We start from the raw sequence: 25633 nt of genomic DNA on the forward strand, positions 1-25633 counted from the left end.
ATTTAGTGCGAAAAATGCCGTTTCACGAATGAGACGGCATATTGTATACACTAAATTTAGTCTTTTACTTTGAATACTTTTCGAAGAATATCTCCTAATAAACACCAATTGGTGAATGAGGATTGAAGTAAATTTGCTCCTACAAATATGGTAAACCAATAAAAGTTTGGATTTACGTACATTCCTAATAGCACGCTTATTATTATAAATATTCCTGCTATTCTTGTTATTAATTTATTTACCATTTTTTTGTTTTTTATTAAACCTACAAGGTTTTGAAAACCTTGCAGGTTAGGTGATTAAATTTGATTTTTCTATTGCTAAGACTGCCACGTGAATATTTGAAATTGTATCTTGTGTAGCATTAAACGCATTAATGGAGTCAAAAAACTTATCTACGTTTTCTTTTTTTACAAAGGCGTAAAAAAGTATTGATTCCGATTTATTCATTTCGCTTGAAAACCAATTAGATTCTATAGCATCCATAGTGCTGTCTCTATATCCAATAACATTTTTATAAGAAAAGGTATTGACTTTTGCATTTTTTAATTGACGTTTAATTTCTTTTTCAAACTCTTTTATTGCTGTAATTATTAGTAATTTCATAATGTATTCTATAAAAACCTGCAAGGCTTTGGTAACCTTGCAGGTTAATTATTATTTAATTCCCTCTTTTTTTTCTTCGACAACATCTTGATGTTCCCATTTTTTACGTTCTACTATGTAGTAAATTAATGGCACAACAATTAAGGTTAAGACAGTTGAAACAATTGCTCCAAATACTAATGAAATGGCTAATCCTTGGAAAATTGGATCAAAAAGAATAATTACGGCTCCAATTACAACTGCACCTGTTGTTAGTAAAATTGGCGTTGTTCTAACAGCTCCAGCTTCTATAATTGCTTGTTTTAAAGGTTCTCCTTCATTTAATCGAATCTCTATAAAATCAATCAGTAAGACGGAATTCCGCACCATTACTCCTGCTAAAGCAATCATTCCAATAAAAGATGTTGCTGTAAAATAAGCACCTAACAACCAGTGCCCAAATACAATTCCAACTAATGAAAGTGGAATAGCCATCATCATGACCAATGGCGTTTTAAAGTTTTGGAACCATCCTACAATCAACATGTAAATGATTACGATTACTACTCCAAAAGCAATTCCTAAATCACGGAAAACTTCTAAAGTAATTTGCCATTCCCCATCCCATTTTACAGTGAAATCGCTTTCATCAGTAGGCTGTTCCATGTACAATTCGCTTACTTTATAACCTGCAGGCAACTTTATTTTTTGAAGCTCTTCATTCATTCCTAAAATTGCATATACAGGACTTTCTAAATCTCCAGCCATATCAGCGGTTACATAAACTACACGTTTTTGGTCTTTTCTATAAATTGTTTTTTGTAACGTTCCTTCCACCACTTTCACCAAATCAGAAACTGGAACAACATTCCCTCTACTTCCTTTAATTTTTAAGTTTTGAATATCTTGTAAGGACGTTTTGTCTTTGTCATCTAAGGAAAGAACGATGTTTACATTATCATTTGAATTTTCATCATATAAATTTGAAACCGGCATTTCGCGAAGTAAATAGGTTAAATTACCCACTACTTGTTGAGGAGCAATTCCGTTAAGCATTGCTTTTTCTTTATCCACTTCTAATGTATATTCAACTTGATTGTCTTCAGTCATCCAATCCACATCTACAATATCCGCTGTTTTTTCAAGAATTCCTTTTACTTGATTGGCAACTTCAATTTGTTGTTTGTAATCTGGTCCATAAATTTCGGCAACTAAAGTGGATAAAACTGGTGGTCCAGGCGGAACTTCAATAATTTTGACATTAGCTCCATATTTTTTAGCAATTTTTTGCACTTCTGGACGTACAATTTTAGCAATATCATGACTTTGTAAGTCACGATCTGCTTTGTGTAATAAATTGACTTGAATATCAGCCATATTACTTCCACCACGTAAATCATAATGACGAACTAATCCGTTGAACGTAATTGGTGCTGAAGTTCCAATATAATTTTGATAATCAACCACTTCTGGAATTGTAGTCAAATATTGAGCAATTTCTTGTGTAACAGCTGCCGTTCTTTCTAAAGTTGTTCCTTCAGGCATGTCTACTACGACTTGAAACTCATTTTTATTATCAAAAGGCAGCATTTTTACTAAAACTGATTTCGTGAAAAACATCGTCACAGAACCAATTAATAATAAAACTGTAACTCCTAACATTACTCTACGTTTGATAGAACTATCTAAAAATGGTCGTTCTATTTTATTGTACATTCTGTAAATCCAAGAAGTCTCTAAACCTTGCTCTTCTTTTTCTTTTTGTTCGTCTTTTTCGTGTAATAAATGATAACCCAAATAAGGTGTTACAGTTAAGGCAACAAATAATGAAAGTAACATCGCAATTGAAGCACCAATTGGCATTGGACTCATATAAGGCCCCATCATTCCGGATACAAAAGCCATTGGTAGAATCGCTGCAATTACAGTAAACGTTGCTAAAATCGTTGGATTTCCTACTTCATTAATCGCAAAAATAGCTGCTTGTTTGAAAGGCAATCGCTTCATTTTGAAATGTCGGTGCATATTTTCGGCTATGATTATACTATCATCAACTACAATTCCTACAACGAAAACTAATGCGAAAAGTGTAATTCTATTCAACGTGTATCCTAACATATAATAGGCAAACAACGTTAATGCAAAAGTTAAGGGCACAGAAAAGAATACTACTAATCCACCACGCCAACCCATGGCAAGCATTACTAAAAGTGTTACAGCAATAATTGCAATTCCAAGGTGCATTAACAATTCACCTACTTTATGCGAAGCTGTTTCTCCATAATTACGAGAAACTTCTACGTGCACATCATTTGTGATTAAATTTTTCTTTAAACCTTCAACTTTTTCAAGAATCTTGTCTGAAATTTTCATCGCATCTGCACCTTTTACCTTTCCTACAGAAATGGTAACGGCTGGATATTCTGATTTATTTTTGGTATATTTTTCATTCGCTTTTCCATATCCAAAAGACACATAACTACTTGGAGTTGCTGGTCCGTCTTGAATTTTAGCTACTTGTTTTAAGTAAACTGGCATATTTGCATTTACACCAATTACTAAATTTTCAACATCTTCGGAACTTTTTAAAAATTCACCTGTTGTAACTAAAAACTCTTCGTCTTTTGACACAAAACTTCCAGATTGAGAGCTTCCATTATTGGCTTGAATCATTTGCATAACTCCAAGAGCATCCACTCCGTTTTCAGCCATTTTATCTTTGTCTAAAACAACTTTAAGCTGACGCGTTCTTCCACCAATTTCTTTAGTAATAGCAACATCTTTTACTTTTTCAATTTCAGAAGTTACTTCTTCTGCAATTTGACGGATTTCAAAATCATTTAATGTTTCACTCCAAAGCGTTAATCCCAACATAGGGACATCGTCAATGGAACGTGTTTTTACCATTGGTTTATAAACGCCTTTCGGGAAAATATTTTCGTTTTTCATCAACTCATCGTATAATTTCACATACGAACGTTCTGAATCTTCTCCAACATAAAATTGAACAATTATCATAGCTTGACCATTCATAGCCATACTATGTAAATGCTCAACACCTTTGATATTTGACAACACTTTTTCAAGTGGTTTTATCACCCTACTTTCTACTTCTGCTGGACTTGCTCCTGGATAACCAATCATTACATCAGCCATTGGAACGTTAATTTGTGGTTCTTCTTCACGCGGAATTAAGAACGAACTATATACTCCAATGATCATCAAACCTACCATTAATAAGATAGTCAATTTAGAATTGATGAAAAAATGGGCTATTTTACCTGCTATACCTTCTTGCATTTTTCTTTTGTTTAAAGTTATTTTTAGTTTTTTTAGTTTCAGATTTCAAACTTTATGAAAACTGCGACTGAATACTAAAAACTAATTACTGAATACTAACTTTTACTCCGTTGTATAATTTTCCTTCTGCTGAAACTATATATTTTTCATCTGCTGATAATCCTGATAGAACTTCTACTTGATTTCCGAATGATTTTCCTGTTCTTATCCAACGAAGAATGGCTACATTATTACTTACAGTATAAATTCCAGTTAATTGACCTTGATTTACTAATGCAGATTCTGGAACTAAAACTATATCTGCTTTTTTTGTTTGAGTTTCTGTTTTAGCTTTTGGTTTTTCAATAGGAAATTGAACATTTACGAACATTCCCGAAAGGATAGTTGCATCTGTTTTATCTAAATTGATTTTTACTAAATATTGTCCACCAGTATTTGTTGCCGAACCACTTACTTCGCTAACTTTTCCTTTTAATTGTTGATTGGATGATTTTACTAAAACATCAACTGGCATTCCGTTTTTAATGGAAGTTATATCACCTTCCGAAACCATTGCCATTACTTGCATTACCCCGTTTCCTTCTACACTTACTAAAGGCATTCCTGGGTTTGCCATATCACCATCTTTTACGAAAGTATTTGTAACTTCTCCAGAAAATGGTGCTGTAATATTTGAGTAAGAAAATTTTGCCATTACTTCGTTACGCATTTGCTTTGCTCCTTCTAAACCAGCTTTTGCCATTTCGTAACGAGAGGTCATATCGTCTAATTCTTTTTGAGAAGCACTTTGCTGTGAAAACAAGGTTTTAAAACGCTCATAATCTTTTTTTGCATTGTTGAATCCTGCAGTTGCTTGTAAAATTGAAGCATCAACTTGTGCTTTTTTAGCTTGTAAATCTGTGTTATTGATACTTACCAATAATTGACCTTGACTTACTTTTTGTCCCATTTTCACATTCACTTTGGTTACGTAACCCATCATTCTTGTACTTACATTGGCACTTTTTTGGGATTCGATTTTTCCACTTGCCGTTACAAATGGACTGTTATCGTTTTCTGTTGTTCCACTAACTTTTACTGCGATTGGAGTTTCAGTTGCGATTTCGTTTTTCTTTTCGTCACCACAAGAGATTAGGAAAAGAGCTGAAAGGATTAATGTTGTTATTTTTGTTTTCATCTTGATAATTTTATTTTTTTGGAACACAGATTTGATAAATCTTAATACTTGATACTCTAGTCTTAATACTTTACTTACTTAAAAAAGTCACGTACTCTTTAGTGAAATTATATTCAAAAACAGCTTGTTTGTACTCTAATTCTTTTTGAATTTTTTGCATTTCCGATATCAAAACATCAGCTGTTTTTTCTAAACCTTGTTCAAATCTGTTTTGACGAATTCGGTATGCTTCGGTGGATTGGTTTACGTTAAGTTGAGCTAAATTCACTTTCTCTTTTGCATCTAATAGTTGACGGTTAAACTTATTTAACTCCAATTCACTTTTTGCTTTGTATTGGAATTCTTCGGTTTGTGCTTTTTCAAAAACGATTTTTGCTTGTTGTAATTTTCCAATGGATTTATAACCATCAAAAATATTCCATGACAATTGAGCTCCGATAACGTAACCTTTTGCACTGGTTCCAAAGATATTTTTATCGTACAATTCATAAGATCCAAAGGCATTCAACCGTGGAAGAAAACTCATTTTTGAAGCGGAAACCATTTTCCCATACGCTTCTGTTGATAAAGCCATAGCCTGAAAATCTTTTCTATTAGAAAGTGAAGTTGCTTCTGTTGCGGCATTTTCATCCAATTCAAATGCATCAAGTGGCTTATAAATCACATTTTTTTCTTCATTGTTTACCAAATAACCAATGTAATCGGAACTATTTCTAACGGCAGATTTTGCCATTTGCAGTTGGTTTTTGATTTCGTTTATTCTAATTTCAACAGAAAGAACATCTGTTTTTTGAACCAAACCTTGTTTGCTAAAATTATCGACCATTCTTCCGTTTTCTTTGGCAGTTTGTAATGCTTTTTCCAAAACTTGAACACTTTGATAAGCCAATTGCAACTCCATATAACTTTTTTTAGCATCCAAAAGCATTGCCTCTTCCGTGCGTTCTGATTGAAGTTTGTAGGATTGGGCTTTAATTCGGGCGGCTTGTCGTTGTGCAAAACCATCGAAATTTAAAATTGGTTGTAAAACTTCAATTTTGGTCGCAAAGTTTTGAATTACATCCGGGTTGTTCAATAAACTTGGATTGAAATCATTTTGAGTCAAGATTTCCTGATTCAATTTGGAACCAAAAGCCATTAAGGGATTTGTAGTGGAAATTCCAGTATGAGAAACCGTAATATTGGGCAAGAAAACTGCCGAAGATTGTCGGTATTCTGCTTGAGAAGCTTTGAAATCGTGTTGGGAAATTTTTATTTGTAAATTTCCTTCAGTTACTTTTTTAAGTACCGTTTCTTTAGAGATTCCTATCGTGTCTTGTGCTTTCACTTGTGTAAAAACAAAAAAGGTCAAAAGAAATAAAGTCAGATATTTTGCATTCATAAACTTATACGTTTAATTAATAATGTAAAAATCCGACTAAAGATTGGTGTGTACAGTTACATTAGTTACACAAGGAACTATGAATTATGATTTATGAATTTGGGATATAATTTGAGACAAGTCATAATCTATAGACGATAAATTAAAATATGGATAAATCAGGTCAACAGACATCCTGATTTACAACTTAATTTCTAGAAAGTTATAATTGTGGTGTTAAGTAGTAAAAATAGAAATCGGTATTAAATGAAGAACTATTATTTCAATAATTGAATTTTATTTCGACCCAAAATAAGTTCTCCGTTTTCTTCCAATTGTTTTAAAAGTCGAGAAACTACTACTCGAGCGGTTCCTAACTCATTGGCTAATTGTTCATGAGTAATGGACAGCGTTTTGGATTTCGTCAATTCTGATTTAGTTTTAAGTAAATTCAACAAACGTTCGTCCACTTTTTTAAATGCGATGGCATTGATTATTTCTAATAATTCTTCAAATCGTTTGTGGTACAGTCTGAAAATATAATCTAACCATTGGGGATAATCTTTGATAAAAAGAGATACTTTTTCCATCGGAAGGAACAAAATTTCGGCATCTTCCTCCACTTCCGCTTTCACCTTACTGGTTTCATTGTGCATTCCGCCCAAAAAAGACATGATGCAACTTTCACCGGCTTTGATGTAGTATAATAAAATTTCGCGACCGTCGTCTTCCAACCTAATTACTTTCATCACTCCTTTGGTGACAATTGGAATCGAACGAATATGTGAATTTTCATTCAATATAATACTTCCTGCTTTATAGTTTTTTTGAATACCAAATTCATATAACTTGGCGATCAATTCTGGCGATGTCTTAAATTCGGAAATTTCTTGCAGTGGATTCATTTAGCAAATATAAGATTAGTTTTCATTTACAAGACACTATTAACGGATGCGAAAACATTTATTTTTCAAAATTATTCTCTCTATCGTAATTTTAAACTATTGTTAAATTATTTAAAAATAGTTGATAAAAATTCCGTTAACTGTTGAAAATGCACTAAATTGTAACAATAACAATTTTTCATACTTTAATTAAAACTATAATTTTCATGGACATCGCAAATATTACTGACCTACTTACAACAAAACTAATGGATTGGGCCGAAGCATTAGTCAAACTTTTACCAAATATTATCGTCAGTGCTGTTGTTCTGGTTATTGGTTTTTATGTAGCAAAATTTGTTCGGAGAATTGCAAAAAAGTTAATTTCAAAAGTTTCTCCCAATCATACACTTAACAATTTATTCAGTTCTATTGTTTATGCGGTAATGATTGGAATCGTTTTATTTACGGTGTTGAGTATTTTGAATTTAGATAAAGCAGTTACATCCATTCTTGCTGGAGCAGGTATTTTAGGTTTAGGACTTGCGTTTGCATTTCAAGATATTGCAGCCAATTTTATTTCAGGAATTTTTATTTCGTTCAGAAAACCAATTCGAATTGGCGATATTGTGCAAATTAAAGATTACATGGGAAAAGTTAAGGGCATTAATCTGCGAGATACCGAAATTGAAACTTTTCAAGGTAAGATTGTAATTATACCCAATAAAGACGTTTTTCAAAATCCGATTGAAAATTATACATTGATTAATAAGCGACGTTTTGATTTAACTGTTGGTGTTTCTTATGGAGATGATTTAGATAAAGTACAACAAATAACTTTGAATGCTGTAAAAGACATTGAAATGCTTTCAAAAACGGATGAAGTAAGCGTATTTTTTACTGAATTTGGCGACAGCTCCATTAATCTTTCCATCCGAATGTGGATAAATACTACTGAACAATCCACGTACAACTTAGTAGGAAGCGAAGCCATTAAACGAATTAAGAAAGCGTACGACGCTAATGACATTATGATTCCATTCCCTATTCGAACTTTAGATTTTGGAATAAAAGGAGGCGTATCACTCGCTGAAATGCCACTTCAAATGGGGCCGGAACGTAGTTCTGAAAATTAGTAAATCGAATTTCTTGGACTTCTATACCCTCATGACGGTGAATGAAATCTTAATTTAATAGCAAAAGTTTTTAATTTGAACTTTTCAATTAAACCTTTTAACTTAAAAATAGTCCAATATCTAAATTCAGACTTTGCAGGACGAGAAGGAATTTATCGACCAATTATTGCATCCAAAAACGCAAAATCAAGCTTTTGAAAAACTTATTAAAGATTTTCAGAAACCCTTGTATGGGCATGTGCGTTCTATTGTGTTGAATCATGAAGATGCAAATGATGTATTGCAAAATGTTTTTATCAAAGTATTCAGAAATTTGAAGAATTTTAAAAGGGAAAGTAAATTATTTTCTTGGATTTATAGAATTGCCACAAATGAGTCTATTACTTTTATCAACCAAAAAGCAAAGAAGAACAACATTTCCAACCAAGAATATGCCCAAAAAGAAATCGATAAGCTCCAATCGGATACTTATTTTGACGCAGACGAAGCACAATTAAAATTGCAAAAAGCGATTGCTCTCCTGCCTGAAAAACAACAATTGGTTTTTAAAATGCGGTATTTTCAGGAATTAAAGTACAATGAAATCTCTGAAATTTTAGGTACTACCGCCGGAGCATCAAAAGCATCTTATTTTCATGCAGCTCGAAAGATAGAACTTTTTATGAATAACGATTAAACTATTTGAACATTTAAAGGTCAAAGTATTATGAATAAATTTAGTTTAGATAAACATCCAAAAATAGAGAGCGGTTTTAAAGCTCCAGAAAATTATTTTGATAATTTTCCTGACCTTATTATGGAAAAAATAGCAGAAGAAAAGCCTAAGAAAGGCAAATTATTTTCGCTAACCACTTTTATGTATGCAGCTGCGGCTGTTATCGTAATTGCATTGAGCATTCCATTTTTAACCTCAAATTCAATTACAACAATTGAGCAAATTGATACTGCTTCCTTAGAAAATTATATTTCCTATCAGTCGTACGGCTCGCAATACGAAGTGATGAATTTAATAGATTCCGAAGATTTAGATGACATGCAAGTTGATTTAGATTTTGAAGATCAATCCATTGAAAATATTTTAACATCCAACCCTAGTTTTGAAAACTATATAGCTGAATAATATGAAAGCAAAGCAACTTATTACCGTCCTTTTCTTATTATTTTCGATTACCTTCTACAGTCAGGATTCGAAAAACGAAAAAATTAAAACGCTCAAAATTGCCTACATCACAAAAGATTTGAACTTAACAAGTGCTGAGGCGGAGAAATTTTGGCCTATTTACAATGCATTTGATGAAAAGCAATACAATTTGCGTATGGTAAAAATGCGTAAATTTAGACAAGAACTTCATGACAAACCTGTAAAAACGCTATCAGATGCAGAGGCTACCGCTTTGTTAAATCAAATTGATACTATTGAAGACGAAAGTTATCAAAACAGAAAGAAATTAATGGTGGAATTAAAGAAAATTATCAGTCCAACAAAGATTTTACAGTTGAAGCAGTCAGAAGATAATTTTAATAAATCGTTATTAAAACAATATCGAAAAAGAAATTAAGAGCAGAAACTAATTTGTTGCGTTTAATTTTTTTACTTTTGATGTAAAAATTAAAAAGATGATTAATGCATCGGCTAGTGGTTGGATTGAGAAGTTTTTTTTGGAACAAGGTGTTTCAAAAGTGCCTGCTACGGATTATCCCGAAACCTTCTACAAGCGCATTCGTTCCACTGGTTTTATTTACGGACACATTATATCGTTTGATACCCGTGAAGCTATTGATACTAAAGGATGGATAAGCGAAGAAATTTCTAAAGTAGCATTACTCAATACGCTATACACCACTTTTGAAATGGTGACGCAAGACGTAGATGCAAAGAAATTCATCACTGTCGCACTTCAGTTTTACAATAAAATTCATCCCGAAACTTTTAATCTACTTAAAAAAATTCTTCCGGGCGACACTGAAAGTCAAAGTCTGGAGAAATTGATCAATGAGCGCGTTAAAACGAATGAAAATATCATCAGTAAGAATTTTTCGCACATTGTAACCAATGCATTATTGTTTGAAGATGTGTTGGCTTTCACTCATTATTTGGTACACGGTGAAGTTCCAGAGAACTATCTAAAAAAATTAGAAGAAGCAATTGTAAGTCTCGTTTCATTAGCTTTAAAGACTAAAGCAAATCCTTCAAAATACGATGAATTATTGATCAAACTTTTTGAGGCTTCGGTACGGTTTACCAAATTTTCAAAAGTGAATGTTCAAAATTTAGAAACATTAGATTTAAAGTATTTCTCGTCCAATTTAGAACGCTATTATTTAATTGATATGGCTGGTTTGGCTTTGTGGAGTGATGAAATTATAGAACAAGGCGAAGCATCGTTTTTATACGAATTGGCAAAGCTGATGAAGGTAAATGCTCAATTTGTAACCGAGAGTATTAAGAGCACGGATCAATTTATACAGTTAAACAAAAAGGAAATTCCTTACTTTAATTATTCCAATCCCGTCAAACATTTTTATGATCAAGCTACGCAAACCGTTGTAGTGTTGATTACAAGAAATAAAAACAGATTAGTCAAAGAACTTTCTCAAAGTGGCGAGTTGATGGTGCTGCTGGCGCATTCTACACACCGTGATTTGGAGGAAAAGGAAAAAAAGAAAGTTAAAAAACAGCTGCTCGATATTTGTAAAACAATTCCATCGCTCACGATTTTCTTATTGCCTGGAGGAAGTTTATTACTGCCTATATTAATAAAATTCATTCCTAAGCTTCTGCCTACCGCTTTTAATGAGAATTTGGAATAAAAAAAACCACTTGAAAGTGGTTTTTAATTTTTATGGATGTAATTTAAAATTCTAATTGATAAACGGCATCTAAATCTCTATTATTAGAAAGATTTACTTGTAAATCCTTTACGATTCCAGAATTTAGTCCGTAAACCCAACCGTGTAAACTCAACTCGCTGCCACTTTTCCAAGCACCTTGTACAATAGAAGTTTTCGCTAAATCAAATACTTGCTCTTTCACATTTAATTCTACAAAAGCATCAAATCGTGCAGTAGGATCAACTATAGAGTCCAAATACGTGTGGTGCAAACGATATACGTTTTTAATGTGTCTGATCCAATTGTCAATAATTCCGATAGAGTCATTTCCTAACGCAGCTTTTACACCACCACAACCGTAGTGACCACAAACGATGACGTGTTTCACCTTTAAAACATTGACAGCGTAATCCAATACACTCAACATATTCATGTCCGAATGTACAACCATATTGGCAATATTACGATGCACAAAAACTTCTCCAGGTTGCGCACCAATTACTTCATTTGCTGGAACTCTACTGTCCGAACAACCAATCCACAATAATGGTGGGGACTGCCCTTTTGATAATTTTTCAAAATATTCTGGATCTTCGTTGATTTTACTCGCTACCCAATTTTTATTTCCCTCAATAATTTTTTTATAGAAATCGCTCATTATATTTATTCTTTAAATTGATGTTATTTGAATCTTACTAATTTTCTGCTACTTTATCTTTTTCTAAAATAGCAATGCATTGATTGTATTGTTCTCGCGCTTCTTTTCTAATCTGAACTTCCTCAAAACTTTCAAAAAAGACGTGATTATTATCATTTTCAATGTCGTCCAATTCATAGGCTTTTTTAAATCCTTTCAATTTGACTTTTATATTTTCTTCCACCGCTCTAATGGTGGCAAATTCATAGATTAAATCCAATACATCATGCGCGATGTAAACGGTATCTTGCGCATTGATTACTACTCGAGCATTTTCTGGAATGGCATTAAGTGTGCTCTTAATTGCTGCTTTATTTAAGAAAGAAACTTCTTGTGCAAGGTCAATTCGGATTACATTACCTTCTGCATAATTTTCTTTTCTAAATCGATAAGCGCGTTGCATATTTCCTCTTATGATGAAAATTATACTAATTACAATACCTAATGCAACACCTTTTAGTAAATCCATAAAAACCACACCCACTAAAGTTGCTATAAACGGTATAAATTGGTATTTACCTTTTTGCCAGAAATGCATAATTTTAGAAGGCTTTGCCAACTTATATCCAACAACAAATAATACGGCTGCTAAAGTCGCAAAAGGTATTTTGTTCAGTAAAAATGGTATTGCTAAAACACTTACCAATAGAAACACACCGTGAACTATTGCCGCCATTTTAGATTTTGCACCAGCACTATTGTTAGTTGAAGTTCGTACCACGACGGATGTCAATGGCAAACCTCCAAGAAACGAACTGATAATATTTCCTATACCTTGTGCTTTTAGTTCCACATTGGTATTTGTCAATCGCTTTTGTTCATCCATTCGATCTGCTGCTTCGATACAGAGTAAAGTTTCAATCGAAGCGACTACAGCAATAGTTGCCCCTACAATCCACACTTTATAATTTAAGAATGCACTAAAGTCGGGCAGTAAAATAATTTCTTTGAATTCTGCTAACGATTCCGGCACGGGTAAAGCAACTAAATGTTCTGCATCAATCGCCAAACTACTTCCAGAACTAGTAAAGACTTCGTTCAATACAATTGCTACAATTACTGCAACTAAAGCTCCAGGAACTAATTTCAATTTTTGTAAGAAAGGAACTTTGTCCCACAACAATAAAATAGTCAGTGATATGGCGGTTATTATTACCGCACCTAAATGAATATGATCCAAAACACCAAAGAGGGAAGAAAAAGTAGTTCCTCCATCTTGTTGAATAAAAGACTCACTCCCTTCGAAATCTGCATTATAACCTACAGCATAAGGAATTTGTTTTAAAATAATGATCACTCCAATTCCGGCCAACATCCCCTCAATTACATTTGTAGGAAAGTAATTTGAAATACTTCCTGCTTTTACAAAACCCAAGATCAATTGAATCAAACCTGCAATTAAGCCAGCTGTAAGAAAAATATTGAATGCCCCTAAATCGGTTATTGCAGTTAATACAATTGCAGTTAATCCTGCAGCGGGACCAGAAACACTTAAATGTGAATTACTAAAAAGTCCTACCACAATACCACCTACAACACCAGCGATAATTCCTGATAATGGTGGCGCACCAGAGGCTAATGCAATTCCTAAACACAGTGGCAACGCCACTAAAAAAACCACCAAACCAGCTGGAATATCCGATTTGAGGTTGGCAAAAAGATTGATTTTCTTTGTCATTTCCGTAAAATAATTATAATGATAGTTACTCCTTGACACTAAAGTCAAAGATTTAGATGTCAGCGAACTGACCTATTAAATATAATTATACGTTGGGTGGAGGAGAAAAAATAGAAGGAGTAATATTGTCATGCTTCAAGAAATTCTCAGAAATAATTAACGTTGCATCAGCACTTGTAAAATTGAAAAGGTGATCCAGGTTCAACACTTCTTTAAAGGTCTTCAACTCTTTGTGAGCAAGCTCTTCTTCTGCTACACTGTAAAAATAAGACGTATCTACAGTTTCGCTAATTACACACACGATTGTTGGCGTAGCTAAAAAAGCCACGAATACAAGCAACAAAATGTGTGTTAGAATTCTCATTGCTACAAAAATAAGACATCAATGTTGTTTTCACATTAAAAAATGTAAAACATTAAAAAAAAATTAACATTGTACAGTGACTTTGATGCTGATGTACTGTTTAATAAATATTCTTTTATCGATATATTTAAAGGTAATCGGATTACGAAATTTAGACCATAAAAAAAGCCAGTCTATGTTAGACTGGCTTATCAGAAAAAAATTTATTTATTTGTCAAGCTGAGCGGAAAGTGCTTTTGCTTTCTCCTTCATTTCAAGAGCTTTATATACGCTTAAAAGTACTTCCTTTGCATCTAAGTTCTTTTTATCTAAACTCACTGTTTTTTCTAAAAGTGACATAGATTCTTTTAAAATGCCATTTCGCTGTTCTTTTAAAACATCAAACTTTTTGTTATCTGCAGCGGTTACACCTAACTTGTTCATTTGATCTAATATCAATTGAGCAGCATCTAATTTAACAGCAGATAAATTATAATAAGCATTGGCAAAATCTGGCTTTAACTCAATTGCTCTCATATAATAAACTTCTGCATTTTTGCTGTCCTTGTTTTGACCACTTACTACTCCTAAGTTGTATACTAAATCTGCATTGTTTGGATCTTTTTCTAAAACTTGCTTGATCAGTTTTGCATAAGTATCCATTTCATTAGTTTTCAAATACAAATCAGCTTCTGCTAAAATTAAAGAAACATCGTCTGGATTGGCTTTTCTAGCTTCAATAATAGCTGTTTTTGCCTCGTCTGTCTTACCTTCGCTTACATAGATAAGTGCGATATTCTTGTAAATCTCACCTCTTTTTGAAGGCTCTTGTTCATCTTTAGGGTTAGTATGCGTACCGACCTTGATGGCTTTATCACGATCTGATTTTGAACCAAAAAACTCATCCGTGTCATTCAATTTAGAGGTCGCTGTGTAGTTCATCTTTTCGCCAGAATAGTTCAAATCTTTTAAGGTCTGGTAATAAATCAGTGCCGATTTAAAATCTGAAGCATTTACTGCATAATTTGCCGCATAGTATAATTTCTCCACATCAGTTGGATCCATTTTATACATACTGTACAAAACACTTGAAGCATCTGAAAATCTTTTTTCATTTCCTAAACTAATTGCATAAGACAATAAGGTTGGCTTGAAATTAAGTTGCATTTCCTGAATGTCTTTTGTAAAAACAGATTTTCCTGATTTTTTCTCGTATGCCAAAACCGCATTCGCTTTATCGGTAAGATCTGCAATTTTATCAGCAGTAAAATATTTGAACGCATTTGCAGGATTAATGCTATTTTCCGGCTTTGCCATAGCCTCATTCATTTCAACGAATGGAATTCCAGCTTTATAAAAATTTAGATATACCGTGTCTTCTTCATTCGAAGCAGCAACTAAAGGCGTTGCGGATACAACGGCTGCTTTATACTGCATTACATCTTTTGCACTCGGTTTGTCTTTTTCGTAGATTTTTTTCAACGTCTTAAACTCATCTTTCTGTGCTACAGCACCCATTGAAATTAATAACGCTGCCGCTACAATACTATATTTTCTTTTCATCTTTTAAAATTTTAATTAGTGTTCCAAATAATTATTATTCTTCGGTATCAGGAGTTGGTTCTGAATCTTCATTTTCATCTGAAGTTCCTTCCACTGCTTCTGCTCCATCTTCCGATTCTTCTTCTAGTTTAATTTCCTCTTCATCATCCTTCATTACTTTCGTAACAGCTGCAATAGAATCGCTTCCTTTGATGTTGATTAATTTCACACCTTGTGTAGCGCGTCCCATTACTCGTAAATCCTCAACAGCCATACGAATGGTCAATCCTGATTTATTGATAATCATCAAATCATCATTATCATTCACTGCATTGATAGAGATCAATGCTCCGGTTTTCTCAGTAATGTTAAGTGTTTTTACACCTTTACCACCTCTGTTAGTAATTCGGTACACATCTACACCGTCTTCTTCTACTAATTTAGTACGTTTACCGTAGCCTTTTTCAGTAACAACAAGAAGTTGTGTTTCGTTTACATTATCTTTATTTACAGAAACCATACCAATTACTTCATCTTTTTCATCTTGAAGTGTAATTCCGCGAACTCCAGAAGCCGTTCTTCCCATTGGACGCGTTTTACCTTCTTCAAAACGAACTAGTTTTCCGGATTTAACTGCAACTAGAATTTGGCTTTCACCATCGGTTAATTTTGCTTCTAATAATTCATCGTCTTCGCGAATTGTAATGGCTGCAACACCATTTACCCTTGGACGAGAATATTGTTCTAACGAAGTCTTTTTAACCTGACCTTGCTTGGTTACCATAATCACATAATGACTGTTGATGTAATCCAAGTCTTTTAAATCTTGTGTACAAATAAACGCTTTCACTTTATCGTCACTTTCAATGTTGATCAAATTCTGAATCGCACGACCTTTACTGGTTTTACTTCCTTCAGGAATTTCATACACACGCATCCAGAAACATTTTCCTTTTTGCGTAAAGAACATCATGTACTGGTGATTGGTTGCTACAAACATGTGTTCCAAGAAATCTTGATCTCTTGTTCCTGCACTTTTTTGTCCAACGCCTCCTCTATTTTGCGTTTTGTACTCATTTAAATTAGTACGCTTGATGTAACCTGCATGCGAAATGGTAATGATTACATTTTCATCAGCAATTAAATCTTCGATACTTACATCTCCACCCGCATATTCGATAACAGAACGACGTTCATCACCATATTTGTCACGGATTTCAATTAACTCTTCTTTAATTAAGTCGGTTCTTAAATTAACGTCAGCCAATAATCCTTTTAAATAGTCTATGGTTTTCATTAATTCTTCGTATTCCAATCGCAACTTGTCTTGTTCCAGACCTGTCAATTGACGCAAACGCATCTCAACAATCGCTCTTGCTTGAATATCAGAAAGTTTGAATCGCTCAATTAGTTTTTCTCTTGCTTCTTCTGTGTTTTTAGATCCACGAATTAAAGCAATCACTTCGTCAATATTGTCCGAAGCAATGATCAATCCTTCTAAGATATGGGCTCTTTCCTCAGCTTTGCGCAATTCAAATTGTGTTCTACGAACTACAACGTCATGACGGTGCTCAATGAAATAGTGAATCATATCTTTTACGTTCAACATTTGTGGACGTCCTTTTACAAGGGCGATATTATTTACACTAAATGAAGATTGTAATGCAGTATACTTATATAAGGTATTTAAAACCACATTTGGCGTAGCATCACGTTTCAAAATATAAACGATTCGCATACCATTTCTATCCGATTCGTCACGGATATTGGCAATACCTTCAATTTTCTTTTCGTTAACTAAATCAGCAGTACGTTTGATCATATCTGCTTTATTCACTTGATACGGAATTTCAGTAACAATGATGCATTCGCGTCCGTCCACTTCTTCAAAACCTACTTTAGCACGCATCACGATACGACCTCTACCTGTTTTGAAAGCTTCACGAACACCATCATAACCATAGATTACTCCTCCTGTTGGAAAATCGGGCGCTTTGATGTGGTTCATCAACTCATCAATTTCAATATCGTTATTATCCAGATATGCCAAAGTTCCATCAATCACTTCCGTTAAGTTGTGAGGAGGCATATTGGTTGCCATACCTACCGCAATTCCCGTTGCACCATTAATTAATAAGGTAGGAACTCGCGTGGGCATAACCGTAGGCTCGTACAAAGTATCATCAAAATTCAGTTGAAAATCAACAGTCTCTTTCTCGATATCTGCCATAATTTCTTCCGAAATCTTGCGCATTCTAGCCTCCGTATATCGCATTGCTGCTGGACTATCACCATCTACAGATCCAAAGTTACCTTGACCGTCTACCAATAAATAGCGCATGCTCCATTCCTGAGCCATACGAACCATGGCATCGTAAACAGAAGTATCTCCGTGTGGGTGGTACTTTCCTAAAACTTCTCCTACAATTCTTGCCGATTTTTTATGAGCTGATCTTGAAGTGACTCCCAAATCATACATCCCATATAAAACTCTTCGGTGTACAGGTTTCAAACCATCTCTAACATCTGGAAGTGCTCTGGAAACGATAACCGACATCGAGTAATCGATGTAAGCTGATTTCATTTCATCTTCTATGTTTATTGGAATTAACTTTTCTCCGTCAGCCATTTTCTATATTTATAATTAAAAATTGTTTATTCTAAAAATCCCGCTAATATAACCTTTTTTGAAGATTTTTCGTATATATATTTAGTAGAAATTTACCCTTTTTATTAACAGTTATGCCACCGGTATAAGTTGATAAGTTAGCATTGATTTAACTTTTATATTTAAAATATTTTTTGTCTATTAGCTGACAGGGTTTTCTATGGGAATGATTTTTGCAAAACATAGAGCATAAGCACTAATTTAATAGAACCAACTAATAATTATGGATGACAATTTTTCACCAAGAGTAAAAGATGTAATCACGTACAGTAAAGAAGAGGCACTCCGTTTGGGTCACGACTTCATTGGAACCGAGCATCTGATGTTAGGAATTTTAAGAGACGGGAACGGCAAAGCCATTAATATAATGAACAATTTATCGGTAGATTTAGAACATCTTCGAAAGAGGGTTGAAATATTAAGTCCCCCAAATCCTAGTGCTCAAAGCAATAACGACAAGCGGAATTTACAATTGACCATTCAAGCCGAACGTGCGTTAAAGACTACGTTTCTAGAGGCTAAAGTGTTCAAAAGTACGTCCATCAGCACTGCACACTTATTGTTGTGCATTTTAAGAAACGAGAACGATCCAACAACCAAGTTACTCAATAAGCTGAAAGTAGATTATGATGTAGCTAAAGAACAATATCTAAATATGACGCCAACAAATGACGATTTTATAGAAAACTTGCCTAAAAACGAATCGTATAACGAGGATGCAGGACAAGATGACAGTTTTAAAGAAGCTTCGTTTAATAATCCAGCCAATAAGTCAAACAAGAAGTCAAAAACTCCGGTGCTTGATAATTTTGGTAGAGATTTAACAGAAATGGCCGAAGAGGGAAAATTAGACCCCATTGTAGGTCGTGAAAAAGAAATTGAGCGCGTTTCACAAATTTTAAGTCGACGTAAAAAGAACAATCCGCTATTGATTGGTGAGCCTGGAGTGGGTAAATCAGCAATTGCAGAAGGTTTAGCATTACGCATTATCCAAAAGAAAGTATCTCGGGTCTTGTTTGGTAAACGAGTGGTTACACTTGATTTAGCCAGTCTAGTTGCGGGAACAAAGTACCGTGGACAATTTGAGGAGCGAATGAAAGCCGTGATGAACGAACTAGAAAAGAACGACGACATCATTTTATTCATTGACGAAATCCACACCATTGTGGGAGCTGGTGGCGCAACAGGTTCGCTTGACGCTGCTAATATGTTTAAACCCGCTTTAGCAAGAGGAGAAATACAATGTATTGGAGCAACTACGCTGGACGAATACCGTCAATACATCGAGAAAGATGGAGCTTTAGAGCGTCGTTTTCAAAAGGTAATTGTGGAGCCAACTACGGTGACTGAAACGATTACTATTTTGCACAACATTAAAAATAAATACGAAGACCACCACAATGTTACCTTTACAGACGAAGCGATTGAAGCCTGCGTAAAATTAACGGACCGGTACATGTCAGACCGTTTTCTTCCAGACAAAGCAATTGATGCTTTAGACGAAGCGGGTTCAAGAGTTCATATTACCAACATTGAAGTGCCAAAGCAAATACTAGAATTGGAACGTCAATTGGAAGAAGTAAAAGAACTGAAGACAAGTGTTGTAAAACGTCAAAAATATGAAGAAGCAGCACGTCTTCGCGATGATGAAAAACGCATTGAGAAAGACTTAGCAATCGCTCAGGAACAATGGGAAGAAGACTCGAAAAATAACCGAATGGAAGTTTCCGAAGACAATGTGGCTGATGTAGTTTCAATGATGTCGGGCATTCCTGTTAACCGCATTGCACAGACTGAAAGTAATAAATTAGCTAAATTACCTGAACTTATTCAAGGTAAGGTTATTGGACAGAATGAAGCTGTAATGAAAATTGCACGCTCTATTCAAAGAAATCGTGCAGGATTGAAAGATCCAAATCGACCAATTGGTTCGTTTATATTCTTGGGTCAAACAGGTGTGGGTAAAACACAATTGGCTAAAGTTATTGCAAAAGAATTGTTTGATTCTGAAGAAGCATTGATCCGTATTGACATGAGTGAATACATGGAGAAATTTGCCATCTCTCGTTTAGTTGGAGCACCTCCGGGATACGTGGGTTATGAAGAAGGTGGACAATTAACAGAGAAAGTACGACGTAAGCCCTACTCGGTGGTCCTTTTAGATGAGATTGAAAAAGCACACCCTGATGTTTTTAACATGATGCTTCAAGTTTTGGATGATGGATATTTAACCGACAGTTTGGGCCGAAAAGTAGATTTTAAAAATACAATTATCATCATGACTTCTAATATTGGCGCACGCCAATTGAAAGATTTCGGACAAGGTGTTGGTTTTGGAACGGCTGCAAAAACAGCGCAAAGTGACGAACATTCTAAAAGTGTAATTGAAAACGCGTTGAAAAAAGCTTTTGCACCTGAATTTTTAAACAGAATTGACGACGTAATCGTGTTTAATCCTTTAGAAAAAGAACACATCGACTTAATCATCGAATTGGAATTAGAGAAGCTTTACGCTCGAATTAAAGACTTGGGGTACCAATTGAATCTTTCTGCAGAAGCCAAAGCATACATTGCTGAAAAAGGTTTTGACAAGCAATTTGGAGCGCGTCCGTTAAAAAGAGCGATTCAGAAATATGTGGAAGACACTTTAGCAGAGGAAATTATCACTACTAAAATCAGTGTAGGCGATGAAATTTTCATGGATTATACCGAAGGTCAAACAGAATTGAGCGTTCGTGTAAATAAAATGAAGGAATCTACAAAATAAGTTCAGTAACAATATGTTACAAGCCCGCCTGTTAATTCAGTGCGGGTTTTTTATTTTTTTGCCTTTAACTCCTTAGATTTAAAAACAAATTTCTACATTTGATACATTCAAATTTCAAAAATTAAATCCATGTTACAAGAAAAAGTTATTGTAGGAAGTGAAGAATGGTGCTCATTTCCAGCCCTAGGAATTCCTACAATTAAAGCAAGAGTAGATTCAGGTGCTAAAACATCTGCTTTGCATGCCCTCAATATTGCTCCTTTTGTTAAAGATGGCGAAAATTGGGTCAAATTTGATATCAATCCTATTCAAAATAACTCAAAAACAATCATTCACTGCGAATCAAGATTGATTGACAAACGTGTAGTGAAGAGTTCTAGTGGATTTAGAGAACAACGCTACGTAGTTGGTGCCGAATTGGAAATTGGTGGCCAACATTGGTCGGTTGAAATTACGTTAACCAACCGTGATTCCATGGGTTTCCGCATGCTTTTAGGCCGTGAAGCCATGAGCGGACGCGTATTAGTGGATCCATCTCAGAAATATTTATTAGGCCAACCGTCTTCTGATGCGTTGAAAGAAATTTATAAATCGGCTGATCAAGCTAAAACAGGTTTACGAATCGGCGTTTTAGCCAGCAATCCAGAATTGTATTCCAACAAGCGAATCATGGAAGCGGGTGAAATGAGAGGTCATGAAATGCATTTTTTGAACATCAAAGAATGTTACATGAAACTTGACGCCACAAACCCAGAGATTCATTACCGTGGTGGTAAAATATTAGATAAGTTTGACGCTGTTATTCCAAGAATCCGACCAAGTATTACCTTTTACGGTTGTGCATTGACACGGCAATTTGAAGCCTTAAAAGTGTTCACCTTAAATTCAGCTTCGGCAATTACCCAATCAAGAGACAAATTATATTCTTTACAATTATTATTAAATCATGGGGTTAATATCCCTACCACAGGTTTTGCAAACTCGCCTTTGGACACAAATGATTTGATAAAAATGGTTGGTGGTTCGCCATTGATCGTAAAATTATTAGAAGGAACGCAAGGAAAAGGAGTTGTGTTAGCAGAAACTAAAAAAGCGGCGGAAAGTGTAATCAATGCGTTTAAAAGTTTGAATGCTAACATTCTAGTGCAAGAGTTCATCAAAGAAGCAAACGGAAAAGACATTCGTTGTTTTGTAATTGATGGAAAAGTAGTGGCAGCCATTCAAAGAGAAGCTTTACCTGGAGAATTTAGAGCTAACATCCATTTAGGCGGAACGGCATCCATCATTAAAGTAACTGCAGAAGAACGTAGAATTGCCATTAAGGCAGCAAAAGCAATGGACTTAAAAGTGGCAGGAGTTGATATTATTCGTTCCTCAAAAGGACCGCTTCTATTGGAAGTAAATTCTTCCCCTGGATTAGAAGGAATTGAAGGCGCTACCAATAAAGATATTGCAGGAGAAATGATTAAAGCGATTGAAAAGAATTTTAGACACAGACAAGCATAATATAGCTTTAATACTGTTGTCAACCTCTAAATGCAGACGCTGTAAATTGAAAAGGGAGTTCTTTTATAATAAAAGAACTCCCCTTTTGTATGCCCTAATTTATATTCCTAACGTTAGCGTTGACAGCACTTCGAGGTTAAAGCAATGCAATTGTAGTGCAGCTACATCCGATTGCTTCAATAAATTATACGTCTAAGATACTTAAAATTTTAATTGCAGTAGTATATTTTTTTCATTTAATCTTTATTTACCTAGTTCAATAAATATACTTATTACACCAGACACCACACTGTGCTCCAAATCTTTAACAAAAAGAAGGGTTTATGTTCTTTAATGGAGAAGCTAAATGCAAACAATTCGATTACAATTTTCTTTTAAATGTACGTATAACACGCTTGATATCTTTTACAGCATCTTCACTTCCGGCTGTATACGTTCCTACAAATAAATAATAACCAACCTTTTCATCAAATAAAATTACTTGATACATTTCTTCTGCAGTTTTATCATTATTTTTTGCAAAAAGCTCATATCCTTTTAAACCATCTATTTCAACTGCATTAATTAATTTGCTTGGAATTAACGAATAATCATCTGGATACTTTTTAATTCTTGAGATGCAAAATAGCTTTTCATTTTTAATTTCAGCGTTTGAGAAAGAGGTACCCGTTAGTAAACTTGCTTTGTCAAGACTTTCAGTAGGTCTTTTCAAATCTCGGTTAAAAAGCATGCCATTTCCCATTACAATATTGAACTTTAGAGCACCAACATGTTCGTCTACATCATAATTTAAAGCTCCTCTTGGATCTGTTAATAAATTAGAATCCAAAAAGGTTGTCAAAATACTATGCTTCATTTTTTCTCCCAAAACTATAGAATCTTTTAAGAAAACGCCATTTATAATGGTCGTTGCTTTTTCATTCCCATATATTAGAATATGTTTCGAAAATTCCATTCCATTAGCCGATTGATCTAATTCTAACAACAAACCCTTAAATTCAGCTATACTTATATCCGTTCTAGCTTTTAATTCCATTCCCTTCGTTTGTAGCATATCAGCATTAAAACCACGTTCAATTTCTGAATATGGAGCAGGAACTTCCACTACCATAAGCATTGATGTGGGATCTTCTGGATTTTGAAACCCTTTAAAATTATCGGACGGTACAAATGAGCTTGGTGGCACTATTGAGATATTGGTACCGCTGATTTGCTGGTGTTGATTGGTCTTAACTTTAGAAAAAGCTTGTGCAAAACCAATAAGCGAATTGAGAAAAATTAGTAATGTAAGTACAATATTTTTAGTCATAACTTTTTAATTTGATAAATAGATGTGGACTTGACCAACCTGAAAAATATTTTATGTGCGTAACTGTTTTAAATCCATTTGTAATAGTGAGCGAAATAAAGCAAACAAATTTAAGTCGTACGATACTTTACAACGCGTTTTTGTACAAACTTAAAATGCCTAATATGAGTTATTTCTCTATCTCCAAAAATGCTTTCCCTAAATACTCAATAATAGTAGAAGCAGTAAATGCTTGTGTTCCAGTCTTCGGTCGGGCCAAATCTGCGGTTAAACCGTGAAGATAAACACCTAAAATAGCCGCTTCTTCGGCAGTATACTTTTGCGCCAACAAACTTGTAATGATTCCCGTCAAAACGTCGCCACTTCCGGCTGTTGCCAAAGCGGGATTTCCTGTCGAATTTTCATAACATCTTCCATTTGAAAAAATGTGCGTTGGCGCTCCTTTCATTACTACAATGCAATTCAACGCTTTAGAAAGTGCTGCTGTTTTTTCAAATTTTTCTTCTTCAGAATTCCATTTTCCGATGAGTCGTTCTAATTCTTTTAAATGGGGTGTAAGAATGGTTTGCGACTTTAAACTCAACAACCATTTCGGATTGTAAGCTAAAATATTTAAAGCGTCGGCATCAAGTACTAACGGAATTTCATTTGTATTTAAAAACTTATAAAATGCCCTACGTGTCTTTGGCTCCTGCCCCATTCCTATGCCCACTCCAATTGCTTTTGGCACAATAGTAAAGTCGATATTTGAAATGTAATTTTCGCTTTTATCGGTCAAAACCATTACTTCTGGAAGGGCCGTTTGCAAAATGGAATACCCAATTTTAGGAATAAAAGCCGTCACTAAACCGCAGCCGGAATGCAATGCTGATTTTGAGGACAGAAGTGGCGCACCCATTTTTCCATAGCTTCCGCCAATGATCAGCACGTGCCCTTGAATTCCTTTGTGGGTGTCGCATTGTACAGTTCGGTACATTTTTGAAATCGTTGATCTAGTGACTTTAGTAATTTTCATAAATTGTTAATTTCCTCACTGATTTATATTTCTTTATCTCGCAAAGGCGCCAAGACGTAAAGCGAATTACAAAAGCTTTGCGACTTCGCGCCATTGCGCAATGTTTTTTATAATTTCTAAAAAATCTACCGAGATAATTACTTAAAAAATATCAATATCCCCTTTTCCTTCTCTTATAATTACCGGTTCGTCACCTGACAAGTCAATTATCGTAGACGGTTGATTGTCTCCGTAACCACCATCAATAACCATATCAACCAAATTCTGCCATTTCTCAAAAATCAATTCAGGATCGGTAGTGTATTCTATCACATCATCTTCATCATAAATCGAAGTTGAAACAATTGGATTTCCAAGCATTTTTACAATTTCCAACGCGATCGCATTATCTGGAACTCGAATACCAACAGTAGTTTTCTTCTTAAATTCCTTTGGAAGATTATTATTTCCTGGCAAAATAAAAGTGTAAGCGCCAGGAAGTGCTCTTTTCAAAAGTTTAAACGTACTGGTGTCAATTTGCCGTACATAATCCGAAATATTACTCAAATCAGAGCAAACAAATGAGAAATTTGCTTTTTCCAACTTGATTCCTTTGATTTTTGCAATACGTTCTAATGCTTTTGTGTTCGTAATGTCACAACCCAAACCATAAACGGTATCTGTTGGATAAATGACTAAACCTCCCTCTTTTAAAACCTTAACTACCTTTGCAATAGCAGCTTCATTGGGTTTATCTTCGTAAATTTTTATAAATTGTGCCATATTTTTTTAGTTTAAAGTGTAAAGTTTCCGGATTTAAAGCTTCGTATCAACGCCCTTAAAACAGAAACAATA

At 34.4% G+C, this 25633-nt stretch carries 21 protein-coding genes; 7 read left to right on the plus strand and 14 right to left on the minus strand.

The features are described 5' to 3' along the window. Positions 1 to 56 precede the first annotated feature (56 nt). The 6 genes from H602_RS0101295 to H602_RS0101320 form a co-directional block, all read right to left on the minus strand. The gene (locus H602_RS0101295) at positions 57 to 245 is read right to left on the minus strand and encodes a YgaP family membrane protein (RefSeq protein WP_026976391.1); all 189 of its coding nucleotides are present in this window, start codon (positions 243 to 245) and stop codon (positions 57 to 59) included. A 46-nt stretch (positions 246 to 291) separates the two neighbouring features. Further along, positions 292 to 606 (minus strand): hypothetical protein, encoded by a 315-nt coding sequence (locus H602_RS0101300; protein ID WP_026976392.1) that lies wholly within the window; start codon positions 604 to 606, stop codon positions 292 to 294. A gap of 51 nt (positions 607 to 657) precedes the next feature. Continuing rightward, a complete protein-coding gene (locus H602_RS0101305; RefSeq protein ID WP_026976393.1) occupies positions 658 to 3885 on the minus strand; it encodes an efflux RND transporter permease subunit in 3228 nt (1075 codons plus the stop codon). An 85-nt stretch (positions 3886 to 3970) separates the two neighbouring features. After that, positions 3971 to 5062 (minus strand): efflux RND transporter periplasmic adaptor subunit, encoded by a 1092-nt coding sequence (locus H602_RS0101310; RefSeq protein WP_026976394.1) that lies wholly within the window; start codon positions 5060 to 5062, stop codon positions 3971 to 3973. Positions 5063 to 5132: 70 nt separating this feature from the next. Beyond that, positions 5133 to 6443: a TolC family protein gene (locus H602_RS0101315; RefSeq protein ID WP_051224097.1), complete on the minus strand. Its 1311-nt coding sequence runs from the start codon at positions 6441 to 6443 to the stop codon at positions 5133 to 5135. 257 nt (positions 6444 to 6700) lie between these two features. Next, a complete protein-coding gene (locus H602_RS0101320; protein ID WP_026976396.1) occupies positions 6701 to 7327 on the minus strand; it encodes a Crp/Fnr family transcriptional regulator in 627 nt (208 codons plus the stop codon). 206 nt (positions 7328 to 7533) lie between these two features. Here H602_RS0101320 and H602_RS0101325 point away from each other — a divergent pair, with 206 nt between their 5' ends. From H602_RS0101325 to H602_RS0101345, 5 genes are all read left to right on the plus strand, one after another. Further along, positions 7534 to 8442 (plus strand): mechanosensitive ion channel family protein, encoded by a 909-nt coding sequence (locus tag H602_RS0101325; protein WP_026976397.1) that lies wholly within the window; start codon positions 7534 to 7536, stop codon positions 8440 to 8442. Between the two features lie 133 nt (positions 8443 to 8575). Then, the gene (locus tag H602_RS0101330) at positions 8576 to 9118 is read left to right on the plus strand and encodes an RNA polymerase sigma factor (protein ID WP_026976398.1); all 543 of its coding nucleotides are present in this window, start codon (positions 8576 to 8578) and stop codon (positions 9116 to 9118) included. Positions 9119 to 9148: 30 nt separating this feature from the next. Then, entirely contained in the window at positions 9149 to 9562 is a 414-nt protein-coding gene (locus tag H602_RS19215; RefSeq protein ID WP_026976399.1) for a hypothetical protein, read from the plus strand. 1 nt (position 9563) lies between these two features. After that, positions 9564 to 10001, plus strand: coding sequence for a hypothetical protein (locus H602_RS0101340; RefSeq protein ID WP_026976400.1), 438 nt, complete (start codon positions 9564 to 9566; stop codon positions 9999 to 10001). Positions 10002 to 10059: 58 nt separating this feature from the next. Continuing rightward, complete coding sequence (locus H602_RS0101345; protein ID WP_026976401.1) at positions 10060 to 11253, plus strand: LETM1-related biofilm-associated protein; 1194 nt, start codon at positions 10060 to 10062, stop codon at positions 11251 to 11253. Positions 11254 to 11296: 43 nt separating this feature from the next. On the opposite strand, the gene can is transcribed toward H602_RS0101345, so the two are convergent. The 5 genes from can to gyrA all read right to left on the minus strand — a co-directional run bounded on the left by can (position 11297) and on the right by gyrA (position 18163). Further along, entirely contained in the window at positions 11297 to 11932 is a 636-nt protein-coding gene (gene can, locus H602_RS0101350) for a carbonate dehydratase (protein ID WP_026976402.1), read from the minus strand. Positions 11933 to 11969: 37 nt separating this feature from the next. Continuing rightward, on the minus strand, positions 11970 to 13649 hold the full coding sequence (locus H602_RS0101355) for a SulP family inorganic anion transporter (protein WP_026976403.1): 1680 nt from the start codon (positions 13647 to 13649) through the stop codon (positions 11970 to 11972). An 85-nt stretch (positions 13650 to 13734) separates the two neighbouring features. Beyond that, positions 13735 to 14013: a hypothetical protein gene (locus tag H602_RS0101360; RefSeq protein WP_026976404.1), complete on the minus strand. Its 279-nt coding sequence runs from the start codon at positions 14011 to 14013 to the stop codon at positions 13735 to 13737. Positions 14014 to 14220: 207 nt separating this feature from the next. Next, complete coding sequence (locus tag H602_RS0101365) at positions 14221 to 15555, minus strand: tetratricopeptide repeat protein (RefSeq protein WP_026976405.1); 1335 nt, start codon at positions 15553 to 15555, stop codon at positions 14221 to 14223. A 34-nt stretch (positions 15556 to 15589) separates the two neighbouring features. After that, positions 15590 to 18163, minus strand: a complete 2574-nt coding sequence (gyrA, locus tag H602_RS0101370) for a DNA gyrase subunit A (protein WP_026976406.1) — start codon at positions 18161 to 18163, stop codon at positions 15590 to 15592. Positions 18164 to 18425: 262 nt separating this feature from the next. Between gyrA and H602_RS0101375 the strand changes: the two genes are divergently transcribed. Together H602_RS0101375 and rimK are read left to right on the plus strand one after the other, a co-directional pair. After that, complete coding sequence (locus tag H602_RS0101375) at positions 18426 to 20969, plus strand: ATP-dependent Clp protease ATP-binding subunit (RefSeq protein ID WP_026976407.1); 2544 nt, start codon at positions 18426 to 18428, stop codon at positions 20967 to 20969. Positions 20970 to 21098: 129 nt separating this feature from the next. Then, the gene (gene rimK / locus H602_RS0101380) at positions 21099 to 22475 is read left to right on the plus strand and encodes a 30S ribosomal protein S6--L-glutamate ligase (RefSeq protein ID WP_026976408.1); all 1377 of its coding nucleotides are present in this window, start codon (positions 21099 to 21101) and stop codon (positions 22473 to 22475) included. A 361-nt stretch (positions 22476 to 22836) separates the two neighbouring features. On the opposite strand, the gene H602_RS0101385 is transcribed toward rimK, so the two are convergent. From H602_RS0101385 to H602_RS0101395, 3 genes are all read right to left on the minus strand, one after another. Beyond that, entirely contained in the window at positions 22837 to 23784 is a 948-nt protein-coding gene (locus H602_RS0101385) for a hypothetical protein (RefSeq protein WP_026976409.1), read from the minus strand. Between the two features lie 169 nt (positions 23785 to 23953). Beyond that, the gene (locus tag H602_RS0101390; protein ID WP_026976410.1) at positions 23954 to 24799 is read right to left on the minus strand and encodes an NAD(P)H-hydrate dehydratase; all 846 of its coding nucleotides are present in this window, start codon (positions 24797 to 24799) and stop codon (positions 23954 to 23956) included. A 141-nt stretch (positions 24800 to 24940) separates the two neighbouring features. Further along, positions 24941 to 25561 carry an L-threonylcarbamoyladenylate synthase gene (locus H602_RS0101395; RefSeq protein ID WP_026976411.1) on the minus strand — a complete coding sequence of 207 codons (621 nt, stop codon included), beginning with the start codon at positions 25559 to 25561 and terminating at the stop codon, positions 24941 to 24943. Between the last annotated feature and the right edge of the window lie 72 nt (positions 25562 to 25633).

Source organism: Flavobacterium tegetincola DSM 22377 (assembly GCF_000425485.1).
Taxonomy (GTDB): domain Bacteria; phylum Bacteroidota; class Bacteroidia; order Flavobacteriales; family Flavobacteriaceae; genus Flavobacterium; species Flavobacterium tegetincola.

Excerpts from the sequence above, each read along its gene's own strand:
- H602_RS0101295 (WP_026976391.1), bottom strand. The coding sequence starts at position 245 with ATGGTAAATAAATTAATAACAAGAATAGCAGGAATATTTATAATAATA.
- H602_RS0101300 (WP_026976392.1), bottom strand. The coding sequence starts at position 606 with ATGAAATTACTAATAATTACAGCAATAAAAGAGTTTGAAAAAGAAATT.
- H602_RS0101305 (WP_026976393.1), bottom strand. The coding sequence starts at position 3,885 with ATGCAAGAAGGTATAGCAGGTAAAATAGCCCATTTTTTCATCAATTCT.
- H602_RS0101310 (WP_026976394.1), bottom strand. The coding sequence starts at position 5,062 with ATGAAAACAAAAATAACAACATTAATCCTTTCAGCTCTTTTCCTAATC.
- H602_RS0101315 (WP_051224097.1), bottom strand. The coding sequence starts at position 6,443 with ATGAATGCAAAATATCTGACTTTATTTCTTTTGACCTTTTTTGTTTTT.
- H602_RS0101320 (WP_026976396.1), bottom strand. The coding sequence starts at position 7,327 with ATGAATCCACTGCAAGAAATTTCCGAATTTAAGACATCGCCAGAATTG.
- H602_RS0101325 (WP_026976397.1), top strand. The coding sequence starts at position 7,534 with ATGGACATCGCAAATATTACTGACCTACTTACAACAAAACTAATGGAT.
- H602_RS19215 (WP_026976399.1), top strand. The coding sequence starts at position 9,149 with ATGAATAAATTTAGTTTAGATAAACATCCAAAAATAGAGAGCGGTTTT.
- H602_RS0101340 (WP_026976400.1), top strand. The coding sequence starts at position 9,564 with ATGAAAGCAAAGCAACTTATTACCGTCCTTTTCTTATTATTTTCGATT.
- H602_RS0101345 (WP_026976401.1), top strand. The coding sequence starts at position 10,060 with ATGATTAATGCATCGGCTAGTGGTTGGATTGAGAAGTTTTTTTTGGAA.
- can (WP_026976402.1), bottom strand. The coding sequence starts at position 11,932 with ATGAGCGATTTCTATAAAAAAATTATTGAGGGAAATAAAAATTGGGTA.
- H602_RS0101355 (WP_026976403.1), bottom strand. The coding sequence starts at position 13,649 with ATGACAAAGAAAATCAATCTTTTTGCCAACCTCAAATCGGATATTCCA.
- H602_RS0101360 (WP_026976404.1), bottom strand. The coding sequence starts at position 14,013 with ATGAGAATTCTAACACACATTTTGTTGCTTGTATTCGTGGCTTTTTTA.
- H602_RS0101365 (WP_026976405.1), bottom strand. The coding sequence starts at position 15,555 with ATGAAAAGAAAATATAGTATTGTAGCGGCAGCGTTATTAATTTCAATG.
- gyrA (WP_026976406.1), bottom strand. The coding sequence starts at position 18,163 with ATGGCTGACGGAGAAAAGTTAATTCCAATAAACATAGAAGATGAAATG.
- H602_RS0101375 (WP_026976407.1), top strand. The coding sequence starts at position 18,426 with ATGGATGACAATTTTTCACCAAGAGTAAAAGATGTAATCACGTACAGT.
- rimK (WP_026976408.1), top strand. The coding sequence starts at position 21,099 with ATGTTACAAGAAAAAGTTATTGTAGGAAGTGAAGAATGGTGCTCATTT.
- H602_RS0101385 (WP_026976409.1), bottom strand. The coding sequence starts at position 23,784 with ATGACTAAAAATATTGTACTTACATTACTAATTTTTCTCAATTCGCTT.
- H602_RS0101390 (WP_026976410.1), bottom strand. The coding sequence starts at position 24,799 with ATGAAAATTACTAAAGTCACTAGATCAACGATTTCAAAAATGTACCGA.
- H602_RS0101395 (WP_026976411.1), bottom strand. The coding sequence starts at position 25,561 with ATGGCACAATTTATAAAAATTTACGAAGATAAACCCAATGAAGCTGCT.